This window comes from Streptomyces sp. NPDC097107 (genome assembly GCF_044762405.1).
Classification (GTDB): Bacteria; Actinomycetota; Actinomycetes; order Streptomycetales; family Streptomycetaceae; genus Streptomyces; species Streptomyces thinghirensis.
In genome coordinates, this window is the sequence record NZ_JBIWEF010000013.1 from 45,612 (window position 1) to 69,364 (window position 23,753).

The window sequence follows — 23,753 nt, forward strand, 5'->3', positions numbered from 1 at the left end:
AGGGGTGTCGTTCGGGTCCTGCCGGGGTCGCGGGGTCTGTCGCAGGGCACCGTTGCCCGGAGCGGGCCTGATCCGGACGACACCCCCTGTCGCTCACGCGCCGGGCCCCGTCCGGTCCACCGGCCCGCCCTGACCGGGCACGCGCGGGGCGGAGCCGAGCAGGTCGGCCGCCGCGTGCTGGTAGCGCAGCACGGCCTGCTCGGCGACGCGCAGGTCGCAGGGCGCGCTCCACAGCACGCGGCGCGCCTTCTCGTACTTCTCGGCCAGCTCGGGATCCTCGGCGTGGCCGAGCCGGGCCACCTTCGCCTTGTACGCGTCGAGCCGGCCGCGCAGCTCCGCGCGGACCGCCAGCGGCGCGGTGACCGCCGTCAGCGACTCGCGGGCGCGCAGCAGCTCGTCCTCCGCCTTCTCCTCCAGGGACTCCAGGAGCGGGGACAGGCGGTGCCACTGCGCGTGTCTGCGGTACTCGGCGGCCGCCGCCAGTTGCTCCTGCAGCGCCGTCGGCGGCCCGCTGACGACCGGCACCTCCGTCGCCGCGATCTTCGCCAGCACCTCGCCGCGCGCGGTGCGGGCCTCGGCGAGTGTGCGGTCCGCGCGGGAGAGTACGTCCCGCAGGGACACGATCCGGCGTTCCGCGTCCTGGCGCACCGTCAGCACGGCGTCGATCTCGCGGCGCACGTCCTCCAGAGCGCGCGCCTCCCGGTCGTACACCGTGGTGTCGGGCCGGCCGCCGCCCGGCGCCGAACTGCCCTCGGCGGGCAGCCAGAAGGCGAGCGGGTCGGACACCACCCGCTCGCGCAGCTTCGTCAGGGTGCGGGTGATCCGCTCCAGGTCGTCGCCGGCCGGGTGCTCGCCGGGGCGGACGCCCACGGAGTGCGCGAGGCGGCGGGTGCGCTGGAGCTCGGCGGCGAGTAAATCGATCCGCGCGGGCAGCGCCGACCACACCGCGTCGGCGGCGACCACCATGTCGAGTGAGGTCGCGTAGAGCTGGTTCATCCGGTCGACCAGGGTCGCCAGCGAGTAGCGCTCGCTGAGCCGGCCCGGACCGCCGTCCAGGGTGGGCGCGGCGGCCGTGGCGGTGGCGCTGCCGGCCACCGTGACGGCCTCGCCGCGCAGCAGTTCGGTCAGCTCGGCCAGGTCCTCGCGGCTGGACCAGCGGCGCCGGGAGCGGATCTCCCGTGCCGTGCGCAGCGCGCCCGTGTACGCGTCGAAGTAGGTCCACAGCAGCGTGATCGACGCCTCCGCGGCGGCCCAGCGCTCGCCGGTCACCCCGGTGAGCTCGGCGCCTTCGAGGAGTCTGCGGCCCGCGTGGTCCTGGAGGGAGAGGAGCGAGGTCTCGACCGCCTCGTGCTCCGCGCCGAGCCGCGCCAGCGCACGGTCCACCTCGTCCCGGTCCATCACCGGCCCGGTGGGTCCCGTGTCGCCCATCGATCACCCCTCGCTGTCGCGGACTTGTGCGTGCTCTTTCCCTGCGCTGCGGCGGTCGTTCAGTTCTCGCGCAGATACTGCGGGGGCGGTGGCTCCGACTTCCTCGAGTCGTCCCCCATGGTCTCCGACAGCCAGTCGTCGTACGAGTGCTGCCAGCCCTCGGCCCTGTCCGCGCGCCACTCCACCAGGATCTGGTTGACCCGGCGTACCAGATCGTCGGCGTCCTTCTTCATCGCCACGCCGTAGTACTCGGTGGTGAAGGCGTCGCCCTGCAGTTCGACCGTCGGGTCCTGCGCGGCCTGGCTCGCGGCGAGCGCCCCGTCGGTGACCACCGCGTCGGCCTCGCCGAGCTGGAGCCGCACCAGGCAGTCGAGTTGGTTGGGCACGGTGGTGCTCAGGTCGGCGTCGGCGGACAGCTTGCCGTCCTGCCGGTCCTGCTCCAGCGTGCTGAACGCCGTCGAACCCGCCGCCGTGCAGATCCGCTTGCCGGCGAGCGTGTCGTCGTACCCGGTGATGGCCGAGGACTTGGGCGCGAGGACCTGCTGGCCGGTCTCGAAGTAGGGCGCGGAGAAGGCGACGTCCGCCAGGCGGTCGCAGTTGATGGTCATCGTGCGGACCACCATGTCGACCCGGCCGTCCTGGATCGCGGGTATGCGCTGGTCGGTGGGGATCGCCTTGAACTGCACGGCGCCCGGGTCGCCCAGGATGTCCTCCGCGATGCGGTGCACCAGGTCGATGTCGAAGCCCTCCAGCTCGGCGTCCCCACCGCTGTTCGGGTCGCGGTAGCCCCAGCGGTAGCTGTTCTGGTCGACGCCGACGATCAGCTTGCGCTTCTCGCCCTCGCGGCTCTGGATCTCGTCGATGGTGGGGCCGTCGGCGTCGTCCGGGGACAGCGTCTGCTTCTCCGGCTCCGCGCACTCCTCGGCCGCGCGCGCCTGGCTGCCGTGGGCGACCCCGTGGCCGGCGGTGCCGGTGCCCGCGCCGCCGTTCTCGCCGTGCGAGCGGACCACCGGCAGGAGCAGGGCGAAGAGCACCGCGAGGGCGCAGGCGAAGCCCATCGCGCCCACACCGCCCCAACCCCTCAGTCCGGCCCGCAGTCGTCGTGCACGCATCCTCGCGCCTCCTTCCACGGGTACCCCTCCCCGCCCGTCCGCCGGGCCCGCGCCCCGCCTCACCGGTACTCCGAGAGCCTGCGGCCGATGCCCAGCAGCGCGCCGGCCGCGCCGAGCCCGGCCAGGACGCCGGCGCCCTGCGGCAGGTAGCCCATCGCGTCCAGCCCGTCCCCCGCCGCCTGCTCGAACTCCCGCTCCTCGTGCTTTATGGCGGCGGCCAGCGAGGTGTCGACGCCGTCGAAGCACTCGACGGTGGCTCCCTTGCCGCCGATGACCAGGTCGAGCGCCTGCTGGTAGTTGCCGCTCTCGTCCTGCTCACGGGCCGAGGCGTGGCGCTTCTTCCACTCCGCCATGTTGCCGTCGGCCGCCGCGACCGGCCGCTCGCCCGCCTCGTCGTCGGCGAGCCGTTCCGCCTCGGCCAGGCCCTTGCCCAGGGTGTCCATGTTCTTCCCGAAGTCGAAGTCGTAGGCGTCGAACGTCTCGTCGCCCACCTTCTTCGTCTCCGCGCCGCGTGCCACCAGCGTGAGGTTCTCGTTGCCCCGGGCCTTGAGGGAGGCGATGCGGGCGTCGTGCAGCACGTCCAGGGAGCGTACGCCGTGGTCGTAGGAGTCGCCCAGGTTCGACCGCGCGACGCTGTGGCCGACGACCAGCCAGAGCATGACGATCGTGGCGGTGGCCGTGGCGGCGACCAGGCCGTGGTTCAGGACCCGGTTGGTGCGCCGGTAGTTGCGGTGCTGTGCCCAGGCCAGGGCGGCGAGCGCGAGGACGCCGAGGGTCAGCGCGGCCCAGGGGTAGGGCCTGGCGTCCGCATAGTCGGCGCGCAGCCGCTGGTTCTCCTTCTTGTAGAGGTCCTCGGCCGCCGGAAGCATGTCCTTCTGCATCTTCTCGTTGGCGTAGCGCAGGTAGGCGCCGCCGACCGGGAAGCCCTGGCGGTTGTAGGTGCGGGCGCGCTCGATGAGGCCCTTGTACTCGGGCAGGAGGCGGTTGAGCTCGGTGATGGTCGCCGCGGAGGGGGAGTCGGCGTCGGAGTTGGCGGCGGCCGTCACGAGCCCTTCGGCGGCCGTGCGGATGCCCTTCTCGTACCGGTCGCGGGAGGCCTTGGTCTCCTGTCCGCCGGCCAGGAAGCCGCTGGAGGCGGCGGTGTTGGCGTCGGCGAGGGAGCGGTAGATGTCGGCCGCGTCGGAGGTGAGCGGCTGGCTGCGGGTGAGGACGTCGTCGGCGGCCTGGGACCGCGCGTTCATCTGCCAGGCGGTGACGGCGCCGAAGGCGACGACGAGCGCGGCGAGCAGTGCGCCGATGATCCGCAGCCGCCCCGGCTCGGTGACGGCCGCCGCGCGCAGCCGGTCCACGCCCTCGGCGAACGCGGTGCGGCGGGGCTCCGCGGGAGGCGGCCCGGCGGGCGTGCCGCCCGACCGCTGCGGGGGCAGTGGCCGGGGCTGCGGCGGTAGGGCGGGCAGGACGGGCGCGCCGGTGCCCGGCGGTGGCGCCGCGCTGCCCTTCGGCGGTCGAGTCACTGCTGACCTCCCCCATGGTCATCCGTCGCCGCAAGTATCCCTGCCCGCACCGGCATTCGCACCGGCCTTCACCCGATCCTGATCCGAACCGGGTGCAACGCACCACCCCTGCCCATGAATACGCCACCGGAACCGGTTCGGTTCCCCGATCCGGGCTCCGCGGGGGCCAGTGCGGGGTCGGGCCCGAAACCGGGCCGGCCCGGGTGGGGTCGGCGCTGGGTCCGGTGCCGGATCGGGGTCGGGTTCGGATTCGGGGCCGGTCTGGGGCTTGGGTCGGGTCTGGCCTTGGGCTCGGGTGGGGCCCGGCGCTGGGTCCGGTGCCGGATCGGGGTCGGGTTCGGATTCGGGACCGGTCTGGGACCCGGAGTTGAGGCGACCGGGCGCGGGCCGGGGAACCGGGTCCGGGCCGGAGTCAGGTCCCGGGCCCGGACAGGACACCGGGCCGGACCCGGACCGGGTTCCGGACCCGGACCCGGACCCGGACCGGATTCCGGACCCGGACCGGGCCCCGGAGCGGGCGTCGGGTCGTGTGGTCTCAGGCGGCGAAGTGTGCCCGGACCCGTGTGTGGGCCCCGGGGGAGGCCCCCGCCCGGTCGAGTCCGAGGAGGGCCGCGCCCAGGACGGGGCGTGCCGTCACCACCCGGGGTACGGCCTTGGGGGCGCGGGACGTCAGCAGCTGCCGTATTCGGTCGTCGAGTTGCGGGTGCCGTGCCGCCAGTACGCTGCCGCCCAGGAGGACCGGAGTCTCCTCCGCGAGCAGGTCCAGCCGGGTCAGCGCGACCGTGGCCATGGCCACCACCTCGTCGGCCTGCCGGTCGACGACCGCCCGGGCGAGCGGGTCGCCGCCCGCCGCCGTGGCGAACAGCACGGGGGTCAGTTCGTGGCGCCGGACGGGTTCGACGCGCCGCAGGTGCAGGGCCTCGATGAGGGCGTACATCGAGCCGAGCCCGAAGTGGGCCGGCAGGGTGCGGGCCAGTTCCGTGGGCTCTCCGCGCCCGTCCTCCGCCCGCGCCGCGTGCCACAGCGCCTCCTCGGCCAGCCCCCAGCCGCCGCCCCAGTCGCCGGAGAGGCGCCCGATGGCCGGGAAGCGGGCGGTCCGGCCGTCGGGGCGCATGCCCACGCAGTTGACGCCGGCCCCGCACACGACGGCGACGCCGAGAGGCTCGTCGACGCCCGCCCGCAGGAGGGCGAACGTGTCGTTGCGTACGTCCACGCTCGTGCCCCACGCGCGCGCGTCCAGCGCGGCGGCCAGCTGCTCCTCCTCCACTGGCAGGTCGGCGTTGGCCAGGCACGCCGAGACGTGCTCGACGGCGGTGACGCCGGCCGCGGCGAAGGCCCGCGTCACCGCCTCCGCCAGTGCGTCCACGGCCCGCTCGACGCCCACGGCGGGCGGCCGGAAGGCGCCGCCGCGAGCCGTGGCGAGAACCTCCCCGTCGGCCGTCACCACGGCGACGTCGGTCTTGCTGTTGCCCGCGTCGACGGCGAGCAGGCTTGCGGTCAGGCCCACGCCAGGTGCTCCCGGTTGTGTGCGATCAGCCGGTCGGTGAGCTGCTCGGCGTACGCGTACTGGCCGACGAGGGGATGGGCGAGCAGCGCCCGGAACACCCGGTCCCGGCCGCCGCGCAGGGCCGCGTCCAGGGCCAGGTCCTCGTACGCCGTCACGTTCGCCATCAGGCCCGCGTACAGCGGGTCCACGGCCGGCACCGGCAGGGGAGCGGCGCCCTTGCCGCCCACCGCGGCCGGCACCTCGATCACCGCGTCGCCGGGGAGGAAGGGCAGCGTGCCCCGGTTGTACGTGTTCACCACCTGGTACGGGGAGCCGGCGCCGCCGAGCAGGGCGGCGGCCAGGTCCACGGCCGCCTCCGAGTAGTAGGCGCCGCCCCGCTTCGCCAGCAGGGCGGGCTTCTCGTCCAGGGCCGGATCGCCGTACATCTCCAGCAGCCGCCGCTCCATCTCCGCCACCTCGGCGGCCCGGGAGGGCTTGGTGCGCAGCTCGTCGACGACCTCGTCGTGCGCGTAGTAGTAGCGCAGGTAGTAGGAGGGGACGACGCCCAGGCGGTCCAGGAGGGGCCGGGGCAGGCGGAGGTCGGCGGCGACCGCGTCCCCGTGCTCGGCCAGCAGCCGGGGCAGGACGTCCGCGCCCTCGGGGCCGCCGAGGCGGACGCCGGTCTCCCAGGTGAGGTGGTTGAGGCCCACGTGGTCCAGGTGGACGTCGGCGGGTGCCACCCCGAGGAGCGCGGCGAACTTGCGCTGCAGCCCGATCGCCACGTTGCACAGGCCGACCGCCCGGTGCCCGGCCCGGAGCAGGGCGCGGGTCACGATGCCGACCGGGTTGGTGAAGTCGATGATCCAGGCGTCCGGGTTGGCCCGGCGGACCCGCTCGGCGATGTCCAGTACCACCGGCACGGTGCGCAGCGCCTTGGCCAGACCGCCCGCGCCGGTCGTCTCCTGGCCGACGCAGCCGCATTCCAGGGGCCAGGTCTCGTCCTGCTCACGGGCGGCCTGGCCCCCGACGCGGAGCTGGAGCAGGACGGCGTCGGCGCCCTCCACGGCCTCGTCGAGGTCGGAGGTGGTGACGATGCGGCCGCCGTGGCCCTGCTTGGCGAAGATGCGGCGGGCGAGGCCACCTACCAACTCCAGCCGGTCCGCCGCCGGATCGACGAGGACGAGTTCCTCGACCGGCAGCGTGTCCCGCAACCGGGCGAAACCGTCGACGAGTTCGGGCGTGTAGGTCGAACCGCCGCCGACCACGGTGAGTTTCATGCGGTCACCACTCCTTTGCTCATCCCTTGACTCCGGTCAGCGTGATGCCCCTCGACGAACGCCTTCTGCGCGAAGAGGAACACGAGGGCGTTCGGGTCCTCCGCGGCACGGTGCCGGACCGATCGGTGCAGGCGGTGGCGAGGAGGGTGAGGGAGGCGGAGACGGCGACCGCGAGAGCCGTTTTTCTGTATTCCGGGCATGGCGGATCTCCCTGGGGCGGGGGCGGGGGCGGGGGCAGGGGCGGGAGGGGCAGGGGAAGGGCGTGAGCGGGGTGTTTCAGCGCGAGGTGTCGAAGACCTCGTCGCGGGTGGTGGCCAGCGCGCTTTCCAGCGCGCCGCGCAGGACGGGATGCTCGGTCACGTCACCGACGACGAGCCGGGGCCTGGACGCGGCCAGTTCCGCCAGCTCGTCCTGGACCAGGGCGCGCAGCGCCTCACCGCCCGCGGCGAGCGAGGTGCCGCTCAGGACCACCAGTTCGGGGTCCAGAACGGAGACGAGGGAGGCGAGACCGGTGGCCAGTCGGGTGGCGTACGTCCGGAGCAGGCGGCGGTGCGGGTCGTTGTCGTCGTCGGCGTCCTCGGCGGCCCGCGCCGCCCGGGCGACGAGGTCGGCGGCGACCTCGCAGTACGCCCCGGAGGGCACGGAAGTGACGCCGAGCTCCCGGGCCAGCCCGGCCAGGGCCTGGGAACCGGCCAGCTCCTGGAAGCCGCCGCTGCCCGTACGGCTGACCTTGCGGGCCAGCGGGGCGCCCGGCACCGGCAGGAACCCGACCTCGCCCGCGCCACCGGTCCACCCGCGGTGCAGCCGGCCGCCGAGCACCAGGGCGGCGCCCAGGCCCTCCTGGTTCCACAGCAGGACGAAGTCCTCGTGGCCCCGGGCCGCGCCGAGGCGCTGCTCGGCAACGGCGGCGAGGTTCACGTCGTTCTCGTACTCGACCGGCATCGGCAGGGCGGCGGCGAGTTCACCGAGGAGGGCCGGGGAGTGCCAGCCCGGCAGGTGGGAGGCGTAGCGCAGCCGCCCGGTGCCCGGGTCGAAGGCGCCCGGGGTGCCGATGACGAGGCGGCGGACGTCGTCCCGGGCGAGTCCGGCGGCCTTCACCGCGCCGTCGAGTGCGTCGGTGACCTGCTGGACGACGGGGATGGCGGCGCGCCGGCCCGGGGTGGGCAGCTCGTGCCGGCCGACCGTGCGCCCCGTGATGTCGGCGACCGCGGCGAGGATGCGGTCCGGGGTGACGTCGAGCCCGGCGGCGTACGCGGCGGCCGGGTTGACCTCGTACAGCTGGGCGCCGGGTCCGGGGCGTCCCTCGGTCGTACCGCCGGCCAGCACGAGTCCCGCCGCCTCCAGGCGGGCCAGCAGTTGGGAGGCGGTCGGCTTCGACAGGCCGGTGAGCTTGCCGATCCGGGTGCGGGACAGCGGGCCGTGCTCCAGCAGGAGGTCCAGGGCGGCCCGGTCGTTCATGGCGCGCAGGACGCGCGGGGTGCCCGGCGTACCGGCGGTTCCTGCCATGCGTGTCCACCCCTGCCTCTCGGTCGCTCAGTTCTTCAGTGTCCGGTGGAGGAGGTCCACCGGCCGCCCTCCGTCCGGCGGTGAGCGGGACCGAGTTTGTTAGGAAAGTTTCCTGTTGACTGAGAAACGTAGAGCCGCCCCGCAGGGGGCGTCAAGAGAGCGCCTCCGAGGCGACACAGTCGTTACCTCGGGGGCGGGAGGGGAGCGCGGGCCGGATCTACTTGGTGGTGCTCGTCGGGGGGATCGGGGACGCCGCGACGGACTGCGGCGACACCGTGCTCGCGTACGCCGACGGTGCCGCGACGCCGGCCGTCGGGTCGGCGGCCGCGGCCGGCTGCCCCGGGATCTCGGGACCGCCGACGATCTGGATGTCGGCCGCGTCGAAGGCCCGCTTGACGCGCCAGCGCAGCTCGCGCTCGACGGTGAGGGACTTGCCGGGCATGGTCTTCGCGGAGACCCGCACCACCATCGAGTCGAGCAGTACGGAGTCCAGGCCGAGCACCTCGATCGGGCCCCAGAGCATCTCGTTCCAGGGCTCTTCCTTGCCCATCCGCTCGCCGACGGCGGCGATGGTCTCCTTCACCTTGTCCAGGTCCTCGCCGGAGCGGACGGTCACGTCCACGCCGGCCGTCGACCAGCCCTGGGAGAGGTTGCCGATCCGCTTGACCTCGCCGTTGCGGACGTACCAGATCTCGCCGTTGTCGCCGCGCAGCTTGGTCACCCGCAGCCCGACCTCGATGACCTCGCCGGAGGCCACGCCCGCGTCGATGCTGTCGCCGACCCCGTACTGGTCCTCCAGGATCATGAAGACGCCGGAGAGGAAGTCGGTGACCAGGTTGCGGGCGCCGAAGCCGATCGCCACGCCGGCGACACCGGCGGACGCGAGCAGCGGCGCGAGGTTGATCTGGAAGGTGCCGAGGACCATCAGGGCCGCGGTGCCGAGGATGAGGAAGCTGGCCACCGAGCGCAGTACGGAGCCGATGGCCTCCGAGCGCTGACGGCGCCGCTCGGCGTTGACCAGCAGGCCGCTCAGCGCGGTGCTGGCGCCTGTCCCCACCCTTCGGTTCATCCGCTCGATCAGCTTGGTGATCGCCCGCCGCACCACCACCCTGAGCACGGCCGCTATCACCACGATCAGCAGCACCCGCAACCCGATCGCGAGCCACGTCGACCAGTTCTCCTCGACCCAGCCGGCGGCGTTCGTCGCGCTCTTATGGGCGTCCTGGAGCGAGGGCACCGCCGGGGCCGTCGGGGACGGCGACGGGGACGGCGGCGAACCGGCGGCCGACAGGACGGCGGCGGACAGGGACACGGTGGACACCTCCAGGTGCGGCGACCCGTCCGCACAGGGCGGGGCCAAGGTCGGGCCCGAGATCCGGTCCATGATCCGGCCGAGGTCCGCTCCAAGGTCACGGAAAGGTCACCGGACGGGCAGAAGCACCACACTAACGGGGCACCGGGCGCGGATCGGCCCGAAATGGGCGAGAGAGACGGTACTCACCCGCGCTTGAACTGGTCACGGTCGTGGGGATGCATTCCGTGTGGTCGAAAACACTCCCAGCCCGTTACCGGGACATGGTGGCGCTTCCACCAGCCGTGAGGGGAGACTGACTACGGATCGTCCCGGCGCGAGCCACGCGCCGCCGGCGTACAAGGAGGCATCCGTGCCGCATGTCCTGGTTCTCAACGCGTCGTACGAGCCACTCGGCGTCGTACCGCTCCGCCGCGCGCTCGTCCTCGTCCTCGAGAACAAGGCCGTATGCCTTGAGGAGTCCGGCGCCTATCTGCACAGCGCGACCGTCACCGTGCCCGCACCCAGCGTGGTCCGGCTCAAGCGATTCGTGCGGGTGCCCTACCGGGGGCCCGTCCCGCTCACCAGGCGGGCGCTCTTCGCACGCGACGGGGGCCGCTGCATGTACTGCGGCGCCGTCGCCACCAGCGTCGACCACGTCGTCCCGCGCAGTCGCGGGGGCCTGCACGCGTGGGACAACGTCGTGGCGTCCTGCCGCCGCTGCAACCACGTCAAGGCCGACCGGCACCTCGGCGAGATCGGCTGGCGCCTGCGCCACAAACCCGCCCCGCCCACCGGCCTGGCCTGGCGCATCATCGGCACGGGCCACAGGGACCCGCGCTGGCTGCCGTACTTGCAGCCGTACGGCGCGGAGGACGCCATGGCCCGGATCGACGGCATCTCCGCCTGACGATCCGGGCCTTCGCGTACGCCGGGCCGGGTGGAAGTCGCCGGCCTGGAGAACGTCCGCCTTCAGGTCCTGCCGCCAGGTCCTGCCGCTCCGGTGAGTGCGTCGAGGTCGCCCCCGACGTTCCCGCGATGGCGGCCGTCCGCGACTCCAAGAGGCCCGCCGGCGGGCCGATACCTCGCGTCGCGCCGCAGGCCTGGGCTCGGTTCGCGGGGGAGTCGGGGTCGTGCCCGCTCAAGGGCCGCTCCACGTGAGTGTGTAGCGCCAGAAGAGCCGTCGGTGCAGCCGGGCGCCGGGCAGAGCGGTGCGGGCCGCTTCGGTGATGTCGGAGAAGGGCATGTCGGCCGGCCGGGTCCGGGTGGTCATCGAGGTGGGCGGGGCGGCGCTCCGGCCCCTGTTCTTGAGCCACCCGGTGGCTGCGTTCAGCGGGACGGCGGCCGCGCCGAGGAGGTGGTCCGTGGCGGTCCGCGGCCGGAAGAGGCCGACGACGACCAGGGTGCCGCCGGGAGCAAGGTGCCGGCGGAAGGTGTCGAGGGCCTCGGTGAACGGCAGATGGTGGATGGTGGCGACGCAGGTGATGACGTCGTGAGGTCCGGCGGGGAGTCCCGTCAGTGCGTCCGCGACGGTGAAGGACGCCGCCGTCGCCTCCGGGGTCAGCACGCGTGCCTGGGAGGTGATCCGGGGGTCGGAGTCGACACCGTGGACTTCGTCGGCACGGGTGGCGAGAAGCCGAGCCAGGTCGCCGCTGCCGGAACCGACGTCCAGCGCGCTGCCGAACCGGTGGGGAAGTTGCCGCAGGATCCAGCGGTGGTAGTGGGCGTTGTGGTCCCAGGGGTGGGCGGCGTTGAAGCGGTCGAGCGCCTGGAGGAGCCGGTGAGGCAGTGACGTCATGTGGTTCCTTCGACAGTTCGTCCCGGGCCGGAAGCCTGGGGACAGGCCACGGCTCCCGCAGCCCCGCACACCGCACCTAACGTGAACACTCAGGCCTCTACTGTCCCCAAGCCGCTCATTCGAGCACCAAGATGACACTTGCCCGCCGAGTGCTCACGCCTTTCGGTACGCCCCGCCCCGCCGGGACGAAGACGGCTGCGGGGAGAGGGGAGAGGGGACAGGGGAGAGGGGAGAGGGGTGCCTCTATGTCCTTCGTCAAGTGAGTCGGGGGCTCCTGGGTTCGTAGAAGGTTCTGTCGCGGAGCATGGCGAACAGGACGCTGATGCGGTGGCGGGCGAGGCGGAGGAGGGCCTGGGTGTGGGTCTTGCCGCGGGCTCGGCAGCGGTCGTAGCAGGACCGGGAGGCGGGATCGTGGAGGGCCGCGAACGCGGAGAGGAACATCGCCCGTTTCAGCTGCCGGTTGCCGCCTCTGGGGGCGTGCTCGCCGTGGATCGACGTGCCGGACTGCCGGGTTGCCGGGGCGAGGCCGGCGTAGGAGGCCAGATGGGCGGCGGTGGAAAAGCTGCTGCCGTCGCCGACGGTGGCCAGGAGGACTGCGGCGGTCCTGACGCCGATGCCGGGCAAGGCACCCCTCGGACCCGTTGACACCACCCCCCAGGTCATCCCATCGACAGGGGGCAACAGTCATGCCGGGCCCGGAGGCCAGCGGCCCTCTTGCAGGACCGCGAAAAGATGACGGGGAGGAGGGACGAGCGTCCGTCCCGCAGCGCGACAGCGTCCTCGTGCCGGTCCACCGCGCACAGCGGGTCCGTCGGGACTAAGGGGGGAGCCGGTGGCACACGAACACGAGACAGTCCCGTGCACCGCGCCGCATTCGCGACCGCGTACACGAGACGGGCACCGGAGGCGCCAGGTCCCGTGGACGGACAACGCGGTGCGCAGCGGCAGGTCTGCCCAGAGCACGGCCGCGTCACGTGTACCGCAACTCCCCGGGTCGTACCGAGCGGCCCAGCAGCGGCAGCGCCGTCGCCGCCGACAGGAGGCAGGACGCGTACACCGCGGGCGCGACCAGCAGGGCTGTCCACGGCACCGAGCCGACGCCGGTCGCCGTGGAGTACCAGACGCCGACCGCCAGGCCCCCGGCACCGGCCAGCAGCAGGGCGGGCGCGAGCGGGACGGCGGTTTCCATCAGCAGGGCCCGGTTCAGGACCGCACGCGGCACTCCGGCCGCGACCTGGGCGGCCAGGGCACGGCGCCGGGTGGTCAGGGACTCGGCGGTGCCCACGGCGAGGCCGGAGAGGGTGATCGCGAGGGCGACGAGGACGGCGGTACCGGTCAGGTCGAGGCCGGCGGTGTAGTAGTCCAGGTCGGCGCCGAGGTGCCACTCCCGGGAGCGCAACTCGGTGAGCATCGCGTGCCGGACGCACAGGAACGCCGTACCGGCGACCGTCACCAGCAGGACCGCGGCGTGGGTGCGCGCCGGGGCCCAGGGGTCGGCGCGCAGCCGTTCCGCCGCGATCAGCGGGGCGGCGGTCCGGGCCCGGTGGGCGAGCAGCCGCCCGGTGAGTCGCGCCATCGCCCCCGACAGCCGCACCGCACCGGCACCGACCGCGATGACCAGGGCGAACACGGTCAGCGGGCCCTGCCGGTAGTGCCGTCCGCCCGAACCGAAGCCGGTCGTGGCCACGGCGAGCGGCGCCAGCGCCGCCACCAGCAGCAGCGCGGCCAGGAAGAGGCGTCCCGGGCCGCGGCCCGTCGTCGGCCCCGTCCGGCGCACCCAGCCCAACGGCGACGCCACCACCCGGCGCAGCGCCAACGCCCCCGCCACCGCGCCCAGCACCGGCACCCCGACGGCGACCAGCGCGATGCCCGCCCAGGTCAGGGCGGTCGGGCGGCTCCACAGGCGCAGCAGGAGCAGGACGGAGAAGACAGTCACCACCGCCGAGCCCGCCAGGCACGCGAGCCCGGTCTCCAGCGCCGCGATCCGCCGGACCTGCCAGGGCGTCGCCCCGGCCAGCCGCAGCCCGGCCAGCCGCCGGTCGCGGTGGACGGCACCGATCCGGGCGCACTGACCGAGGAAGCCCAGCACCGGAACCAGCAGCATCAGCAGACTGACGATCACTCCGGCCCGGGTGCCGGGCTCGTTCAGCAGGCCGTGGCCGACCGAGACGGTCAGGCCGCCCTGAAGGGACGCGAGCGTGACGGCCGCCAGTGCGAAGCCCGTCGCGAGGGCCGCGCCCGTCGCCGTCAGCATGATCCGCCACCACTCCCGCCGGTCCGACCCGCGTACCAGCTGCCGGGCCAGCCGGACGTCCGAGGCCACCGTGCTCACGCCGTCACCTCCAGCGGCGCCACGGCACCGTCCCGCAGCCGCACCTCGCGGTCCGCGTACGCCGCCACCTGGGCGTCGTGCGTGACCAGCAGCACCGCCGTGCCCGACTCCCGGGCCGTATGCGCCAGCGCCGTCATCACCTGCTCGCTCGCCAACGAGTCCAGCGCCCCGGTCGGCTCGTCCGCGAAGACCGCCTTCGGCCCGGTGACCAGCGCGCGGGCCAGCGCCGCCCGCTGCGCCTGACCGCCGCTCATCTCGCCGGGACGCAGCTCCGCCTGCCCGCGCACCCCGAACCGCTCCAGCCACCGACCGGCCCGCGCCCGCGCCTCGGTGCGGCCGGTACCGGCCAGCATCAGCGGCAGCGTCACGTTGTCCAGCGCCGTCAGCTCCGGGATCAGCTGCCCGAACTGGAAGACCACCCCGAAGTCGGTGCGGCGCAGCTCGCTCAGCCGCTTCTCCGGCAGCTCCTCCAGCCGCCGGCCGGCGTACGTCACCGAACCCGCGTCCGGGCGGACGATCCCGGCCAGGCAGTGCAGCAGCGTCGACTTCCCGCTGCCGCTGGCCCCGGTGACGGCGAGGATCTCGCCGGCCCGCAGGTCGACCGAGGCGCCGCGCAGGGCCTCCGTGCTGCCGTGGGACTTCACCAGGCCGCGGGCCGCGAGCAGCGGCCCCGCCGTGGTCCCGTTCGTGTCCCCGTTCGTCATGGTGTGCGGACCTCCGCGGTCAGAGTGGTGAGCCGGGCCGCCGTGGTGGTCATCCAACGGAGGTCGGCGTCCAGGTGGTTGAGGGCGTAGTCGGCCGAGAGCACGGTCGTCAGGCTTGTGCCTGGGGCCGTCTTGACCGCCGTGAGCTCCCGCATCCGGCCCATGTGGGCGGCGCGCTGGGCCAGCAGGTAGGCGCCCGCGTCGCCACCGGTGAGGATGGATACGACGACCTTGGCGAAGATCTCGTTCGCCACGAACGGGGCGGGCGGTGCGATCTCGCCCGCCCACCGCGCCAGTTCGCGGGCGCCGTCGTCCGTCGCGCGGTACGCGGTCCGCTCCGGGCCGCCGTCCGACGCGGTGCCGTCGACCTCCGCGAGACCGTCCCGGACCAGGCGTTGCAGGGTCGTGTAGACCTGCCCGTAGGCCAGCGGACGAGCCTCGGGGAAGCGTTCGTCGTGGCGTCGCTTCAGGTCGTAGCCATGACTCGGCCCCGAGGCGAGCAGCCCCAGCAGGATGTGACGGGTGCTCATGGGGAGCATTATTCACTGAGTACATGTACTGAGTGAATAGCTGAGGGTGAGGTGTCGGCGCGTTCCGGAGCCGAGCGGCCGGTTTGCGTGGTACTCAGACGGGTTACGTGGCTGTTCTGTCCGGATTGGTGGGGAGTTCGCGAGAATGGAGTGTGACCAGGAGCACGTTGTCGGTGCTGGGGTGCCTGACCTCGCGCGGACTGGGTAGGGCTGCCGTAACGCGCCAAAAGCGCGCCCGAAACAACGCTCGACGAAGGAGAACCCCGTGGCTGCACTGGCACCGCTTCTGCTCCCGGCCCCGTCCAAACCCGTGGCGGAGCCGTCCACCCCCTGGGCGGATCCCTCCGCCGCCTCCGACACCCCGCACTACTGCGTCTTCGGCGCCACCGGCAGCTGCGCCGAGGCACCGCTCACCAGCGAACCGCCGCTGCCCGACGCCGAGCCCCTCACCAGCGAGTCGCCGTTCGCCGACGCCGTGCCGCTGACCAGCGAGTCCTCGCCCGAACTCACGGCGGACGTGCCGGAGCAGGGCGGCCCCTCCTTCGCCGTCCCGGAACCCACGAGGTCGTAGAGGTCGCAGATGTCAGCAGCCCGGCCGGCCGAGCCCCCCACCGAAGACCTTCCCGAGGATCTGACCCGGCTCGCCGCCCTGCACGGCGTCGCCACCTCATACAGCCCGTCCCCGGACCACACCGTCGCGGTCTCGGCCACCGCCGTCGCCCTCGCGCTGGCCGCCCTCGGCGCGGACACGAGCACACCGGAGGCCGTACGCGCCGCGCTCGCCGCCCGCGAGTCCGTGCTGCGCGAACGCCTGCTGCCGCCCACCGTGGTCGCCTGGAGCGACGGCGGCACCCCCGCCGCCCTGGCCGCCCTGCCCGAGGGCACCCGGCTGCGCGTCGACACCGAGCAGGGCGAGACCCGCGACGGCGCCGGGCGGCTTCCGGCCGGCGTCCACCGCCTGGCCGCCACCGCACCCGACGGCCGGACCGCCCGGGCCCACCTGATCGTCGCGCCCGCCCGGCTGCCCGTCCCCGCCACACGCTCCTACGGACTCCTCGTCCAGCTCTACTCCCTGCTCTCCCGCCGCTCCTGGGGCATGGGCGACCTCGGTGACCTCGGTGAACTGGCCGCCTGGGCCGGACGCGCCCTCGGCGCCGGGTTCGTCCAGGTCAACCCGCTGCACGCGGCCGTGCCCGGCGCCCCCACCGACCCTTCCCCGTACCGGCCCTCCTCGCGGCGCTTCCCCGACCCGGTCCACCTGCGGATCGAGGACGTGCCCGAGTTCGCGTACCTCACCGACGGCGAGCGCGCCCGGGCCCTCCAGGAGCGGGCCGGACGGCTGCGCGAGGCCGTGCTGGAGAAGGGCGCCCTGATCGACCGGGACGCCGTGTGGGAGCTGAAGCGCGAGGCCCTCGAACTGCTCGGCGAGGTCCCCCTGGGGCCCGGCCGCCGCGCCGCCTACTGCGACTACCTCGCCGAACAGGGCACGGCCCTGGAGGACCACGCGACCTGGTGCGCGCTCGCCGAGGTCCACGGCTCCGACTGGCACCGGTGGCCCGAGGGCCTGCGCGACCCCCGCTCGGCCGAGACCGACCGCGCCCGCAGCGAGCTGATGGACCGCGTCGACTTCCACACTCGCCTCACCTGGCTCACCGACACCCAGCTCACCGCCGCCCAGCGCACCGCCCGCGAGGCCGGGATGCCGGTCGGGATCGTCCACGACCTCGCCGTGGGCGTGCACCCGCGGGGCGCCGACTCCTGGGCGCAGCAGGAGCACTTCGCCGCCGGCATGTCGGTGGGCGCACCCCCGGACGCCTTCAACGCCCGGGGCCAGGACTGGGGCCTGCCGCCCTGGCGCCCCGACCGCCTCGCCGAGTCCGGCTACGCACCCTTCCGGAGCCTGCTGCGGGGCCTGTTCCGCTACGCCGGAGCCCTGCGCATCGACCACGTGATGGGCCTGTTCCGGCTCTGGTGGGTCCCCGAGGGCCACCCGCCCACCGAGGGCACCTACGTCCGCTACGACGCCGAGGCGATGCTCGCCGTCCTGGTCCTGGAGGCGGCCCGGGCCGGCGCCGTGGTCATCGGCGAGGACCTGGGCACCGTGGAACCCGGCGTGCGCGAGGCGCTGCGCGAACGCGGGGTGCTCGGCACCTCCGTGCTGTGGTTCGAGCGCGACTGGGCGGGCGACGGCCGGCCCCTGCCCCCCGAGCGGTGGCGCGCCGACTGCCTGGCGACCGCCACCACCCACGACCTGCCGTCCACCGCCGCCCGCCTCACCGGCGAACACGTCGAACTGCGCGACCGCCTGGGCCTGCTCGCCCACCCGCTGGAGGAGGAGCGGGCCGAGGCGTCGGCGGACACGGCCGAGTGGCTGGACGTACTGGCCCGGCTCGGCCTGCTGCACGGCACCGGCGGTGACACCGGCACCCCCTCCGAGGAGGCCGGCATCCAGGCCGTCCACCGCTTCCTGCTGCGCACCCCCGCCCGCCTGGCCGGCATCTGGCTCCCGGACGCCGTCGGCGACCGCCGCCCGCAGAACCTCCCCGGCACCTGGGACCAGTACCCGAACTGGCGTCTGCCCGTCGCCGACGCCGAGGGCCGCCCCGTGACCCTGGAGGACCTGGCCGCCTCCGCCCGGCTGCACGCCCTGATCGACGTCGTACGGGACCGGGCCGGCGACTGAGCGGCCCGCCCCCGGACCGCTCACGGCCCCCGTACGGCACCCCGGGCGCGCGGCCCTTCCGGCCGTTCGCTAACTTTGCACCGTGGACAAGAAGAACGCCCTGCGCGCCGGCGCCCTGGCAGCCGGTACGACGCTGATGATGCTGCTCATGTCGTCCCCCGCGCTCGCGCTGACCCGCGACGACGGCGACGACCCCGGCACGGGCCTGAGCGTCATCGAGACGCTGGGTCTCTACGTCGTGGCCCCGATCGCGCTGTTCGTGATCATCGCGGTCCTGGTCATGGTCCTGGACAGGTCCAAGGAAGAGCACCGCGTGACCTCCCGCAACATCAAGACCCGGCCCAAGGCCGACGCCAAGGTCTGACGGCTCACCTCGACTTCACCGAGGGCGCCGGTCCCACCGCACACACGCGTCAGCCGTGTACGGGCGGGACCGGCGCCCTCGGCGTGCGTGTGACCCTCGCGCCGGCCGGGCAGGAGTGAGCGGCGCGCGGCGCCGGTTCGTGCTGATCACATCCCGGCACGCCGCGAAGGCGACGGACCGGCCGGCCGTGGAGCGCTGAGCGGGCGGACGGCGGACGGCGGTGCTGGTGCGGCCCGACGGGTACTTGGCCCGGGCGGCGGACGGCGCGGACGCGGCGGGCACCGAGAAGTAGGCGGCCCCCGCCGCGCACGTGGGCCGAGCGGGCCGCCTACTTCTCGGTGCCGGCGAGCAGGTGCCGCAGCAGGTCGGCCAGTTGGGCGGCCCGTCCGTCGTCGAGGGCGGCCAGGGCCTCCGTCTGGGCGGCGAGGCCCGCGCCGACCGCCTCGTCGATCAGCTCCAGTCCCCGGTCGGTGAGCGTGACCTGCAGTCCCCGGCGGTCGTGCGGGTCGGGGGAGCGGCGCAGCAGTCCGGCCCGTTCGAGCTTGTCCAGGCGGCCGGTCATGCCGCCGGTGGTGAGCATCAGCGTGGCCGAGAGCTGCCTGGGGGAGAGCGTGTAGGGCTCGCCGGAGCGGCGCAGCGTGGCCAGGGCGTCGAATTCCCCGCGCGAGATGCCGAAGCGCGAGTACGCCTTCTCCATCCGGTCGCCCATCGCGCGGGCGAGCCGGAAGACGCGGCCGAACACCTCCATGGCGGCCGTGTCCAGGTCGGGCCGCACCGACGCCCACTGGTCGATGATCGCGTCGACGGGGTCCTTGCGCGGCTCGGGGTGTTCAGTCATGCCCACGAGTATCGGGACACCTCCGCTCGGCCGCAAGAAAGTAGCTTGACGGCATCTTGCTTACAGCTAAGCTACTTTCTACTGAGCTTTTCGCTCGCCCGTCGTCCGAAGGGTGCCTTCATGGCCGCCGGCCGCCCCACCCTCATCGCGCTCACCGCCCTCGCCCCCGTCTCCTGGGGCACCACCTACGCCGTGACCACGGAGTTCCTGCCGGCCGACCGGCCGCTGTTCACCGGGCTGATGCGGGCCCTGCCCGCCGGTCTGCTGCTGCTCGCCCTCGCCCGGGTGCTGCCGCGCGGCGCCTGGTGGTGGAAGGCGGCGGTGCTGGGCGCGCTGAACATCGGGGCCTTCTTCCCGCTGCTGTTCCTCTCCGCGTACCGGCTGCCGGGAGGCATGGCGGCCGCCGTCGGCTCGGTCGGCCCGCTGATCGTGGTCGGGCTCTCGGCGCTGCTGCTCGGGCAGCGGCCCACCGCCCGGTCCGTGCTCACCGGCGTCGCCGCCGCGTCCGGCGTCAGCCTGGTCGTGCTGAAGGCGGCCGGGGAGCTGGACGCGCTCGGCGTGTCGGCGGCCCTCGCGGCCACCGCCTCCATGTCGGCCGGCACCGTGCTCACCAAGCGGTGGGGCCGCCCGGACGGTGTCGGCCCGCTCGCGCTCACCGGCTGGCAGCTGACCGCGGGCGGCCTGCTCATCGCGCCGCTCGCCCTCCTGGCCGAGGGCGCCCCGCCCGCGCTGGACGGCCCTGCGGCCGGCGGCTACCTCTACCTGGCGCTGGCCGGCACGGCGGTGGCGTACTGGCTCTGGTTCCGCGGCATCGGCCGGCTCTCCGCCACCCAGGCCACCTTCCTCGGCCCGCTCTCACCGCTGACCGCCGCCGTCGTCGGCTGGGCGGCGCTCGGACAGGCGCTTACGCCGGTGCAACTGGCGGGCATGGCGCTGGCGTTCGGGGCGACGGCCGCGGGGCAGCTCGCGCCGCGTGCGAAGGTCGCCGCACCCTCCGCACCTTTCAGCTCTCCTCCAAAGAATGGTCGAAAAGATTCGATGGACCTGACGGGTCCGGTGCTGCGACGGTAGGCACACCGCAATCGTCGCCCTGCCGAAAGGACCTCCGTGGCGGTGACCGCGACGGCCGAGGCGCTGCGCATGACGCCGTCCGCCGTCTCCCAGCAGCTGACGAACCTCTCCAGACAGCTCGGGGTGGAACTGCTCCAGGCCCAGGGCAGGCGGGTCCGGCTGACGGACGCGGCCCGGCTGGTGCTGCGGCACGCCGAGGCGGTCCTCGAGCAACTGGAACGCGCCGACGCAGAGTTGGCGGCCTACGTCCACGGGGAGGCCGGCGAGGTGCGGGTCGGCGCCTTCTCCACCGCCGTACCCGCCCTCGTCGTACCGGCCGTCACCGCGCTGCGGGCGACGCATCCGGGGATCGCGGTGCGGGTGCGGGAGGCCGAGGCGCAAGAGGCGTACGAACTGCTGGCCGCCGGTGCGGTGGACCTCGCGCTGTCGCTGGCCGCGCAGGCGCCGAGCGCCGCCGACCCGCGCTTCACCCGCGTCCCGCTGCTCGCCGACCCGCTGGACGTCGCGCTGCCCGACGACCATCCGCTGGCCCGCGCGGACGGGCTGCGGCTGGCCGACCTCGCCGCCGAGCCGTGGATCTTCGGCGGCAGCGGGCCCTGGTCCGAGATCACGCGCGGTGCCTGCGAGGCGGCCGGGTTCCGGCCCGAGGCCCACGCGGCGGCCGGCTGGACGGCGATCCTCGCGATGGTCGAGGCGGGCATGGGCGTCGCCCTGGTGCCGCGCATGGCGGCCGTGCCGCGAGACGGTGTGCTGATGCGCGAACTGCACGCCGACCGCCCCGTCCGGCACGTCGTCGCGGCGGTGCGCAGGGGCGCGGGCGAGGGCGCCGCCGTCGGAACCGTCCTCACGGCTTTGCGCACAGCGGCGGACGCCCGGCCTTGAACGCAACGGGGGCCCGGCCCTGTACGCACGCCCCCGGGACCCGCCCCTGAATGCCCCCGGGACCGGCCGCTGAACACACACCGGGGCGCGCCTGCAGGTACGGGGCGCGCCTGCAGGTGCGGGGCGCGCCTGCGAGTTACGGGGGGCGCCTGCGGGCACGGGGCGCGCCTGCGGGCACGGGCGCGCCTGCGGGTACGCAAGCACGCCGCACCCCGCGCGCCCGCCCCAACCGCGACGGGGGCGCCCGGCGCAGTGCCGGGCGCCCCCGAGGGCGTGCTGGTGGTGGCGTCGCCTACTCGGCCGCCGCCGCGTCCGCCGCCTGCGCCCTCAGCGCGCGCTCGACGCCCGAACGGGACTCCGAGACCAGCCGGCGCAGGGCCGCGTTCGGCTCGGCCGAGGACAGCCAGGCGTCCGTGCGGTCCAGGGTCTCCTGGGACACCTGCACCGCCGGGTACAGGCCGACCGCGATCTGCTGGGCCATCTCGTGCGAACGGGACTCCCAGGCACCCTTGAGCGCCTCGAAGTACCGCTCCGTGTACGGCGCCAGCAGCTCACGCTGGTCGGTCTGCACGAAGCCGGCGATGACCGCCTCCTGCACGGCGTTCGGCAGCTTGTCGGACTCGACGACCGACTCCCAGGCCTCCGCCTTGGCCGCCTCGGTCGGACGGGCGGCACGGGCGGTGGCCGCGTGCCGCTCACCGGCGGCCGTCCTGTCCCGCTCGTACTCGCTCCGGATCTCCGACCCGCCGAACCGGCCCACCGCCGCCAGCCGCTGCACGAACGCCCACCGCAGCTCGGTGTCGACGGCCAGGCCCTCGATGGTCTGCGTGCCGTCGAGCAGCGCGTCGAGCAGGTCCAGCTGCTCCGGCGTCCTGGCCGTCGCCGCGAACGCGCGCGCCCACGCCAGCTGGTGGTCGCTGCCCGCCTCGGCGGCCCGCAGATGGGCCAGCGTCGCCTCGGTCCAGCGGGTGAGCAGCGCCTCGCGGGCGGTCGGGGCGGCGTACTGGTCGATGGCCAGCTTCACCTGGCGGTGCAGCGACTGCACGACGCCGATGTCGGACTCCTTGCCGATGCCGGACAGGACCAGGGACAGGTAGTCGCGGGTGGCGAGTTCCGCGTCCCGGGTCATGTCCCAGGCCGACGCCCAGCACAGTGCGCGCGGCAGCGACTCGGTGAAGTCGCCGAGGTGCTCGGTGACGACGGCGAGGGACTGCTCGTCGAGGCGTACCTTCGCGTACGACAGGTCGTCGTCGTTGAGGAGGACGACCGCCGGACGGGGCTTGCCCACCAGCTGCGGTACGGCCGTCAGCTCGCCGTCCACGTCCAGCTCGACGCGCTCCCCGCGCACCAGCTTGCCGCCGGCGTCGAGGTCGTAGGCGCCGATCGCGATGCGGTGCGGGCGCAGCGTTGGCTCGCCCTTCGCGCCGGCGGGCAGGGCGGGGGCCTCCTGGCGGATGGCGAAGGCGGTGATGACCCCGTCGGCGTCCGTCTCGATCTCCGGACGCAGCACGTTGATGCCGGCCGTCTCCAGCCACGCCTTCGACCACGTCTTCAGGTCGCGGCCGGAGGTCTCCTCCAGCGCGCCCAGCAGGTCGGACAGGCGCGTGTTGCCGAACGCGTGCCGCTTGAAGTACGCCTGCACGCCCTGGAAGAACGCGTCCTGGCCGACGTACGCGACGAGCTGCTTGAGCACGCTCGCGCCCTTGGCGTACGTGATGCCGTCGAAGTTGACGAGCACGTCGTCCAGGTCGCTGATGTCCGCCATGATCGGGTGCGTGGACGGCAGCTGGTCCTGCCGGTACGCCCAGGTCTTCATCTGGTTGGCGAACGTCGTCCACGAGTGCGGCCACTTCGAGCCGGGCGCGTCGGCCTGGCAGGCGGCCTCGGCGTAGGTGGCGAACGACTCGTTCAGCCACAGGTCGTTCCACCACTCCATGGTGACCAGGTCGCCGAACCACATGTGCGCCAGCTCGTGCAGGATCGTCGCGGCGCGCACCTCGTACGCGGCGTCCGTCACCTTCGAGCGGAACACGTACTGGTCGCGGATGGTCACCGCGCCCGCGTTCTCCATCGCGCCCGCGTTGAACTCGGGCACGAAGAGCTGGTCGTACTTCTTGAACGGGTACTGGTAGTCGAACTTCTCCTGGAACCACTCGAAGCCCTGCCGGGTCACCTCGAAGATGGCGTCCGCGTCGAGGTGCTCGGCGAGCGAGGGCCGGCAGTAGATGCCGAGCGGGACGGACTGGCCGTCCTTCTCGTACACGCTGTGCACCGAGTGGTACGGGCCGACGATCAACGCCGTGATGTACGACGAGATGCGCGGGGTCGGCTCGAAGACCCAGACGTCGTCCTGCGGCTTTGGGGTGGGCGAGTTGGAGATGACCGTCCAGCCCTCGGGCGCCTTCACGGTGAACTGGAAGGTCGCCTTGAGGTCCGGCTGCTCGAAGCTCGCGAAGACGCGGCGCGCGTCCGGCACCTCGAACTGCGTGTACAGGTAAGCCTGGTCGTCGACCGGGTCGACGAACCGGTGCAGGCCCTCGCCGGTGTTGGTGTACGCGCAGTCGGCGACCACGCGCAGGATGTTGCGCCCCGGCAGCAGCCCCGGCAGGGCGATGCGGGAGTCCTGGAACACCTCGGCGGCGTCGAGGGAGTCGCCGTTCAGCGTCACCTCGTGGACCGTCGGCGCGACCAGGTCGATGAAGGACTCGCCGCCGCCCTCCGCGACGTCGAAGCGCACCGTGGTCACGGACCGGTAGGTGCCGCCCTCCTGCGCGCCGGTGAGGTCGAGATCGATCTCGTACGAGTCAACGGTCAGCAGCGTCGCCCGCTGCCGCGCCTCTTCGCGAGTCAGGTTTGTGCCAGGCACGCGGTCATCTCCTCGTTATGTGTGGGTTGCGCCATCCTTCCACGTGGTCCGCACGGAACGCGATGTCCATT

Annotated in this window: 20 protein-coding genes and 1 pseudogene; 7 read left to right on the forward strand and 14 right to left on the reverse strand. The window is 73.9% G+C overall.

What is annotated here, in order from left to right; translation table 11 throughout:
* Positions 1-93 precede the first annotated feature (93 nt).
* The 7 genes from ACIQ1J_RS28105 to ACIQ1J_RS28135 all read right to left on the reverse strand — a co-directional run bounded on the left by ACIQ1J_RS28105 (position 94) and on the right by ACIQ1J_RS28135 (position 9,635).
* Entirely contained in the window at positions 94-1,428 is a 1,335-nt protein-coding gene (locus ACIQ1J_RS28105) for a hypothetical protein (protein ID WP_403561121.1), read from the reverse strand.
* 59 nt (positions 1,429-1,487) lie between these two features.
* Complete coding sequence (locus ACIQ1J_RS28110) at positions 1,488-2,540, reverse strand: glutamate ABC transporter substrate-binding protein (protein WP_403561123.1); 1,053 nt, start codon at positions 2,538-2,540, stop codon at positions 1,488-1,490.
* Between the two features lie 59 nt (positions 2,541-2,599).
* Positions 2,600-4,054, reverse strand: a complete 1,455-nt coding sequence (locus ACIQ1J_RS28115) for a hypothetical protein (RefSeq protein ID WP_403561125.1) — start codon at positions 4,052-4,054, stop codon at positions 2,600-2,602.
* A gap of 535 nt (positions 4,055-4,589) precedes the next feature.
* Positions 4,590-5,561 carry an N-acetylglucosamine kinase gene (locus ACIQ1J_RS28120; RefSeq protein ID WP_403561127.1) on the reverse strand — a complete coding sequence of 324 codons (972 nt, stop codon included), beginning with the start codon at positions 5,559-5,561 and terminating at the stop codon, positions 4,590-4,592.
* Positions 5,552-6,817 (reverse strand): 6-phospho-beta-glucosidase, encoded by a 1,266-nt coding sequence (locus ACIQ1J_RS28125; protein ID WP_403561129.1) that lies wholly within the window; start codon positions 6,815-6,817, stop codon positions 5,552-5,554. Before ACIQ1J_RS28125 ends, ACIQ1J_RS28120 begins: the two co-directional genes overlap by 10 nt.
* Before the next feature lie 276 nt (positions 6,818-7,093).
* Entirely contained in the window at positions 7,094-8,323 is a 1,230-nt protein-coding gene (locus tag ACIQ1J_RS28130; protein ID WP_403561131.1) for an ROK family protein, read from the reverse strand.
* A 217-nt stretch (positions 8,324-8,540) separates the two neighbouring features.
* Positions 8,541-9,635: a mechanosensitive ion channel family protein gene (locus ACIQ1J_RS28135; protein WP_210962054.1), complete on the reverse strand. Its 1,095-nt coding sequence runs from the start codon at positions 9,633-9,635 to the stop codon at positions 8,541-8,543.
* 352 nt (positions 9,636-9,987) lie between these two features.
* On the opposite strand from ACIQ1J_RS28135, the gene ACIQ1J_RS28140 reads away from it, so the two are divergent.
* Positions 9,988-10,524: an HNH endonuclease gene (locus ACIQ1J_RS28140; RefSeq protein ID WP_210962055.1), complete on the forward strand. Its 537-nt coding sequence runs from the start codon at positions 9,988-9,990 to the stop codon at positions 10,522-10,524.
* Positions 10,525-10,526: 2 nt separating this feature from the next.
* Positions 10,527-10,775 carry a DUF397 domain-containing protein gene (locus ACIQ1J_RS28145; protein ID WP_403561398.1) on the forward strand — a complete coding sequence of 83 codons (249 nt, stop codon included), beginning with the start codon at positions 10,527-10,529 and terminating at the stop codon, positions 10,773-10,775.
* Here ACIQ1J_RS28145 and ACIQ1J_RS28150 read toward each other — a convergent pair.
* The 5 genes and pseudogenes from ACIQ1J_RS28150 to ACIQ1J_RS28170 form a co-directional block, all read right to left on the reverse strand.
* Positions 10,756-11,412, reverse strand: a complete 657-nt coding sequence (locus ACIQ1J_RS28150; RefSeq protein ID WP_403561134.1) for a class I SAM-dependent methyltransferase — start codon at positions 11,410-11,412, stop codon at positions 10,756-10,758. The two genes, ACIQ1J_RS28145 and ACIQ1J_RS28150, sit on opposite strands and share 20 nt — an antisense overlap.
* A 255-nt stretch (positions 11,413-11,667) precedes the next feature.
* Positions 11,668-12,039 (reverse strand): annotated as a pseudogene (locus ACIQ1J_RS28155) (transposase); the annotation flags it as partial.
* 343 nt (positions 12,040-12,382) lie between these two features.
* Entirely contained in the window at positions 12,383-13,744 is a 1,362-nt protein-coding gene (locus tag ACIQ1J_RS28160; protein ID WP_403561136.1) for an ABC transporter permease, read from the reverse strand.
* Positions 13,741-14,448, reverse strand: a complete 708-nt coding sequence (locus tag ACIQ1J_RS28165) for an ABC transporter ATP-binding protein (RefSeq protein WP_403561138.1) — start codon at positions 14,446-14,448, stop codon at positions 13,741-13,743. Before ACIQ1J_RS28165 ends, ACIQ1J_RS28160 begins: the two co-directional genes overlap by 4 nt.
* Positions 14,445-14,978, reverse strand: a complete 534-nt coding sequence (locus tag ACIQ1J_RS28170) for a PadR family transcriptional regulator (RefSeq protein WP_403561140.1) — start codon at positions 14,976-14,978, stop codon at positions 14,445-14,447. Before ACIQ1J_RS28170 ends, ACIQ1J_RS28165 begins: the two co-directional genes overlap by 4 nt.
* A gap of 265 nt (positions 14,979-15,243) precedes the next feature.
* On the opposite strand from ACIQ1J_RS28170, the gene ACIQ1J_RS28175 reads away from it, so the two are divergent.
* The 3 genes from ACIQ1J_RS28175 to ACIQ1J_RS28185 all read left to right on the forward strand — a co-directional run bounded on the left by ACIQ1J_RS28175 (position 15,244) and on the right by ACIQ1J_RS28185 (position 18,025).
* Positions 15,244-15,549 (forward strand): hypothetical protein, encoded by a 306-nt coding sequence (locus tag ACIQ1J_RS28175; RefSeq protein ID WP_210962060.1) that lies wholly within the window; start codon positions 15,244-15,246, stop codon positions 15,547-15,549.
* Between the two features lie 9 nt (positions 15,550-15,558).
* Positions 15,559-17,661, forward strand: coding sequence for a 4-alpha-glucanotransferase (gene malQ, locus ACIQ1J_RS28180; RefSeq protein WP_403561142.1), 2,103 nt, complete (start codon positions 15,559-15,561; stop codon positions 17,659-17,661).
* An 82-nt stretch (positions 17,662-17,743) separates the two neighbouring features.
* Complete coding sequence (locus tag ACIQ1J_RS28185) at positions 17,744-18,025, forward strand: hypothetical protein (protein ID WP_121747032.1); 282 nt, start codon at positions 17,744-17,746, stop codon at positions 18,023-18,025.
* Between the two features lie 328 nt (positions 18,026-18,353).
* On the opposite strand, the gene ACIQ1J_RS28190 is transcribed toward ACIQ1J_RS28185, so the two are convergent.
* Positions 18,354-18,863, reverse strand: coding sequence for a MarR family winged helix-turn-helix transcriptional regulator (locus ACIQ1J_RS28190; protein WP_403561144.1), 510 nt, complete (start codon positions 18,861-18,863; stop codon positions 18,354-18,356).
* Between the two features lie 120 nt (positions 18,864-18,983).
* On the opposite strand from ACIQ1J_RS28190, the gene ACIQ1J_RS28195 reads away from it, so the two are divergent.
* Together ACIQ1J_RS28195 and ACIQ1J_RS28200 are read left to right on the forward strand one after the other, a co-directional pair.
* The gene (locus ACIQ1J_RS28195) at positions 18,984-19,934 is read left to right on the forward strand and encodes an EamA family transporter (protein WP_403561146.1); all 951 of its coding nucleotides are present in this window, start codon (positions 18,984-18,986) and stop codon (positions 19,932-19,934) included.
* A gap of 42 nt (positions 19,935-19,976) precedes the next feature.
* Positions 19,977-20,816, forward strand: coding sequence for a LysR family transcriptional regulator (locus ACIQ1J_RS28200; RefSeq protein WP_403561148.1), 840 nt, complete (start codon positions 19,977-19,979; stop codon positions 20,814-20,816).
* Positions 20,817-21,108: 292 nt separating this feature from the next.
* Here ACIQ1J_RS28200 and pepN read toward each other — a convergent pair whose 3' ends face one another.
* Complete coding sequence (gene pepN, locus ACIQ1J_RS28205; protein ID WP_403561150.1) at positions 21,109-23,682, reverse strand: aminopeptidase N; 2,574 nt, start codon at positions 23,680-23,682, stop codon at positions 21,109-21,111.
* Positions 23,683-23,753 lie beyond the last annotated feature (71 nt).

Excerpts from the sequence above, each read along its gene's own strand:
- ACIQ1J_RS28105 (WP_403561121.1), bottom strand. The coding sequence starts at position 1,428 with ATGGGCGACACGGGACCCACCGGGCCGGTGATGGACCGGGACGAGGTG.
- ACIQ1J_RS28110 (WP_403561123.1), bottom strand. The coding sequence starts at position 2,540 with ATGCGTGCACGACGACTGCGGGCCGGACTGAGGGGTTGGGGCGGTGTG.
- ACIQ1J_RS28125 (WP_403561129.1), bottom strand. The coding sequence starts at position 6,817 with ATGAAACTCACCGTGGTCGGCGGCGGTTCGACCTACACGCCCGAACTC.
- ACIQ1J_RS28130 (WP_403561131.1), bottom strand. The coding sequence starts at position 8,323 with ATGGCAGGAACCGCCGGTACGCCGGGCACCCCGCGCGTCCTGCGCGCC.
- ACIQ1J_RS28150 (WP_403561134.1), bottom strand. The coding sequence starts at position 11,412 with ATGACGTCACTGCCTCACCGGCTCCTCCAGGCGCTCGACCGCTTCAAC.
- ACIQ1J_RS28165 (WP_403561138.1), bottom strand. The coding sequence starts at position 14,448 with ATGACGAACGGGGACACGAACGGGACCACGGCGGGGCCGCTGCTCGCG.
- ACIQ1J_RS28170 (WP_403561140.1), bottom strand. The coding sequence starts at position 14,978 with ATGAGCACCCGTCACATCCTGCTGGGGCTGCTCGCCTCGGGGCCGAGT.
- malQ (WP_403561142.1), top strand. The coding sequence starts at position 15,559 with ATGTCAGCAGCCCGGCCGGCCGAGCCCCCCACCGAAGACCTTCCCGAG.
- ACIQ1J_RS28190 (WP_403561144.1), bottom strand. The coding sequence starts at position 18,863 with ATGACTGAACACCCCGAGCCGCGCAAGGACCCCGTCGACGCGATCATC.
- ACIQ1J_RS28195 (WP_403561146.1), top strand. The coding sequence starts at position 18,984 with ATGGCCGCCGGCCGCCCCACCCTCATCGCGCTCACCGCCCTCGCCCCC.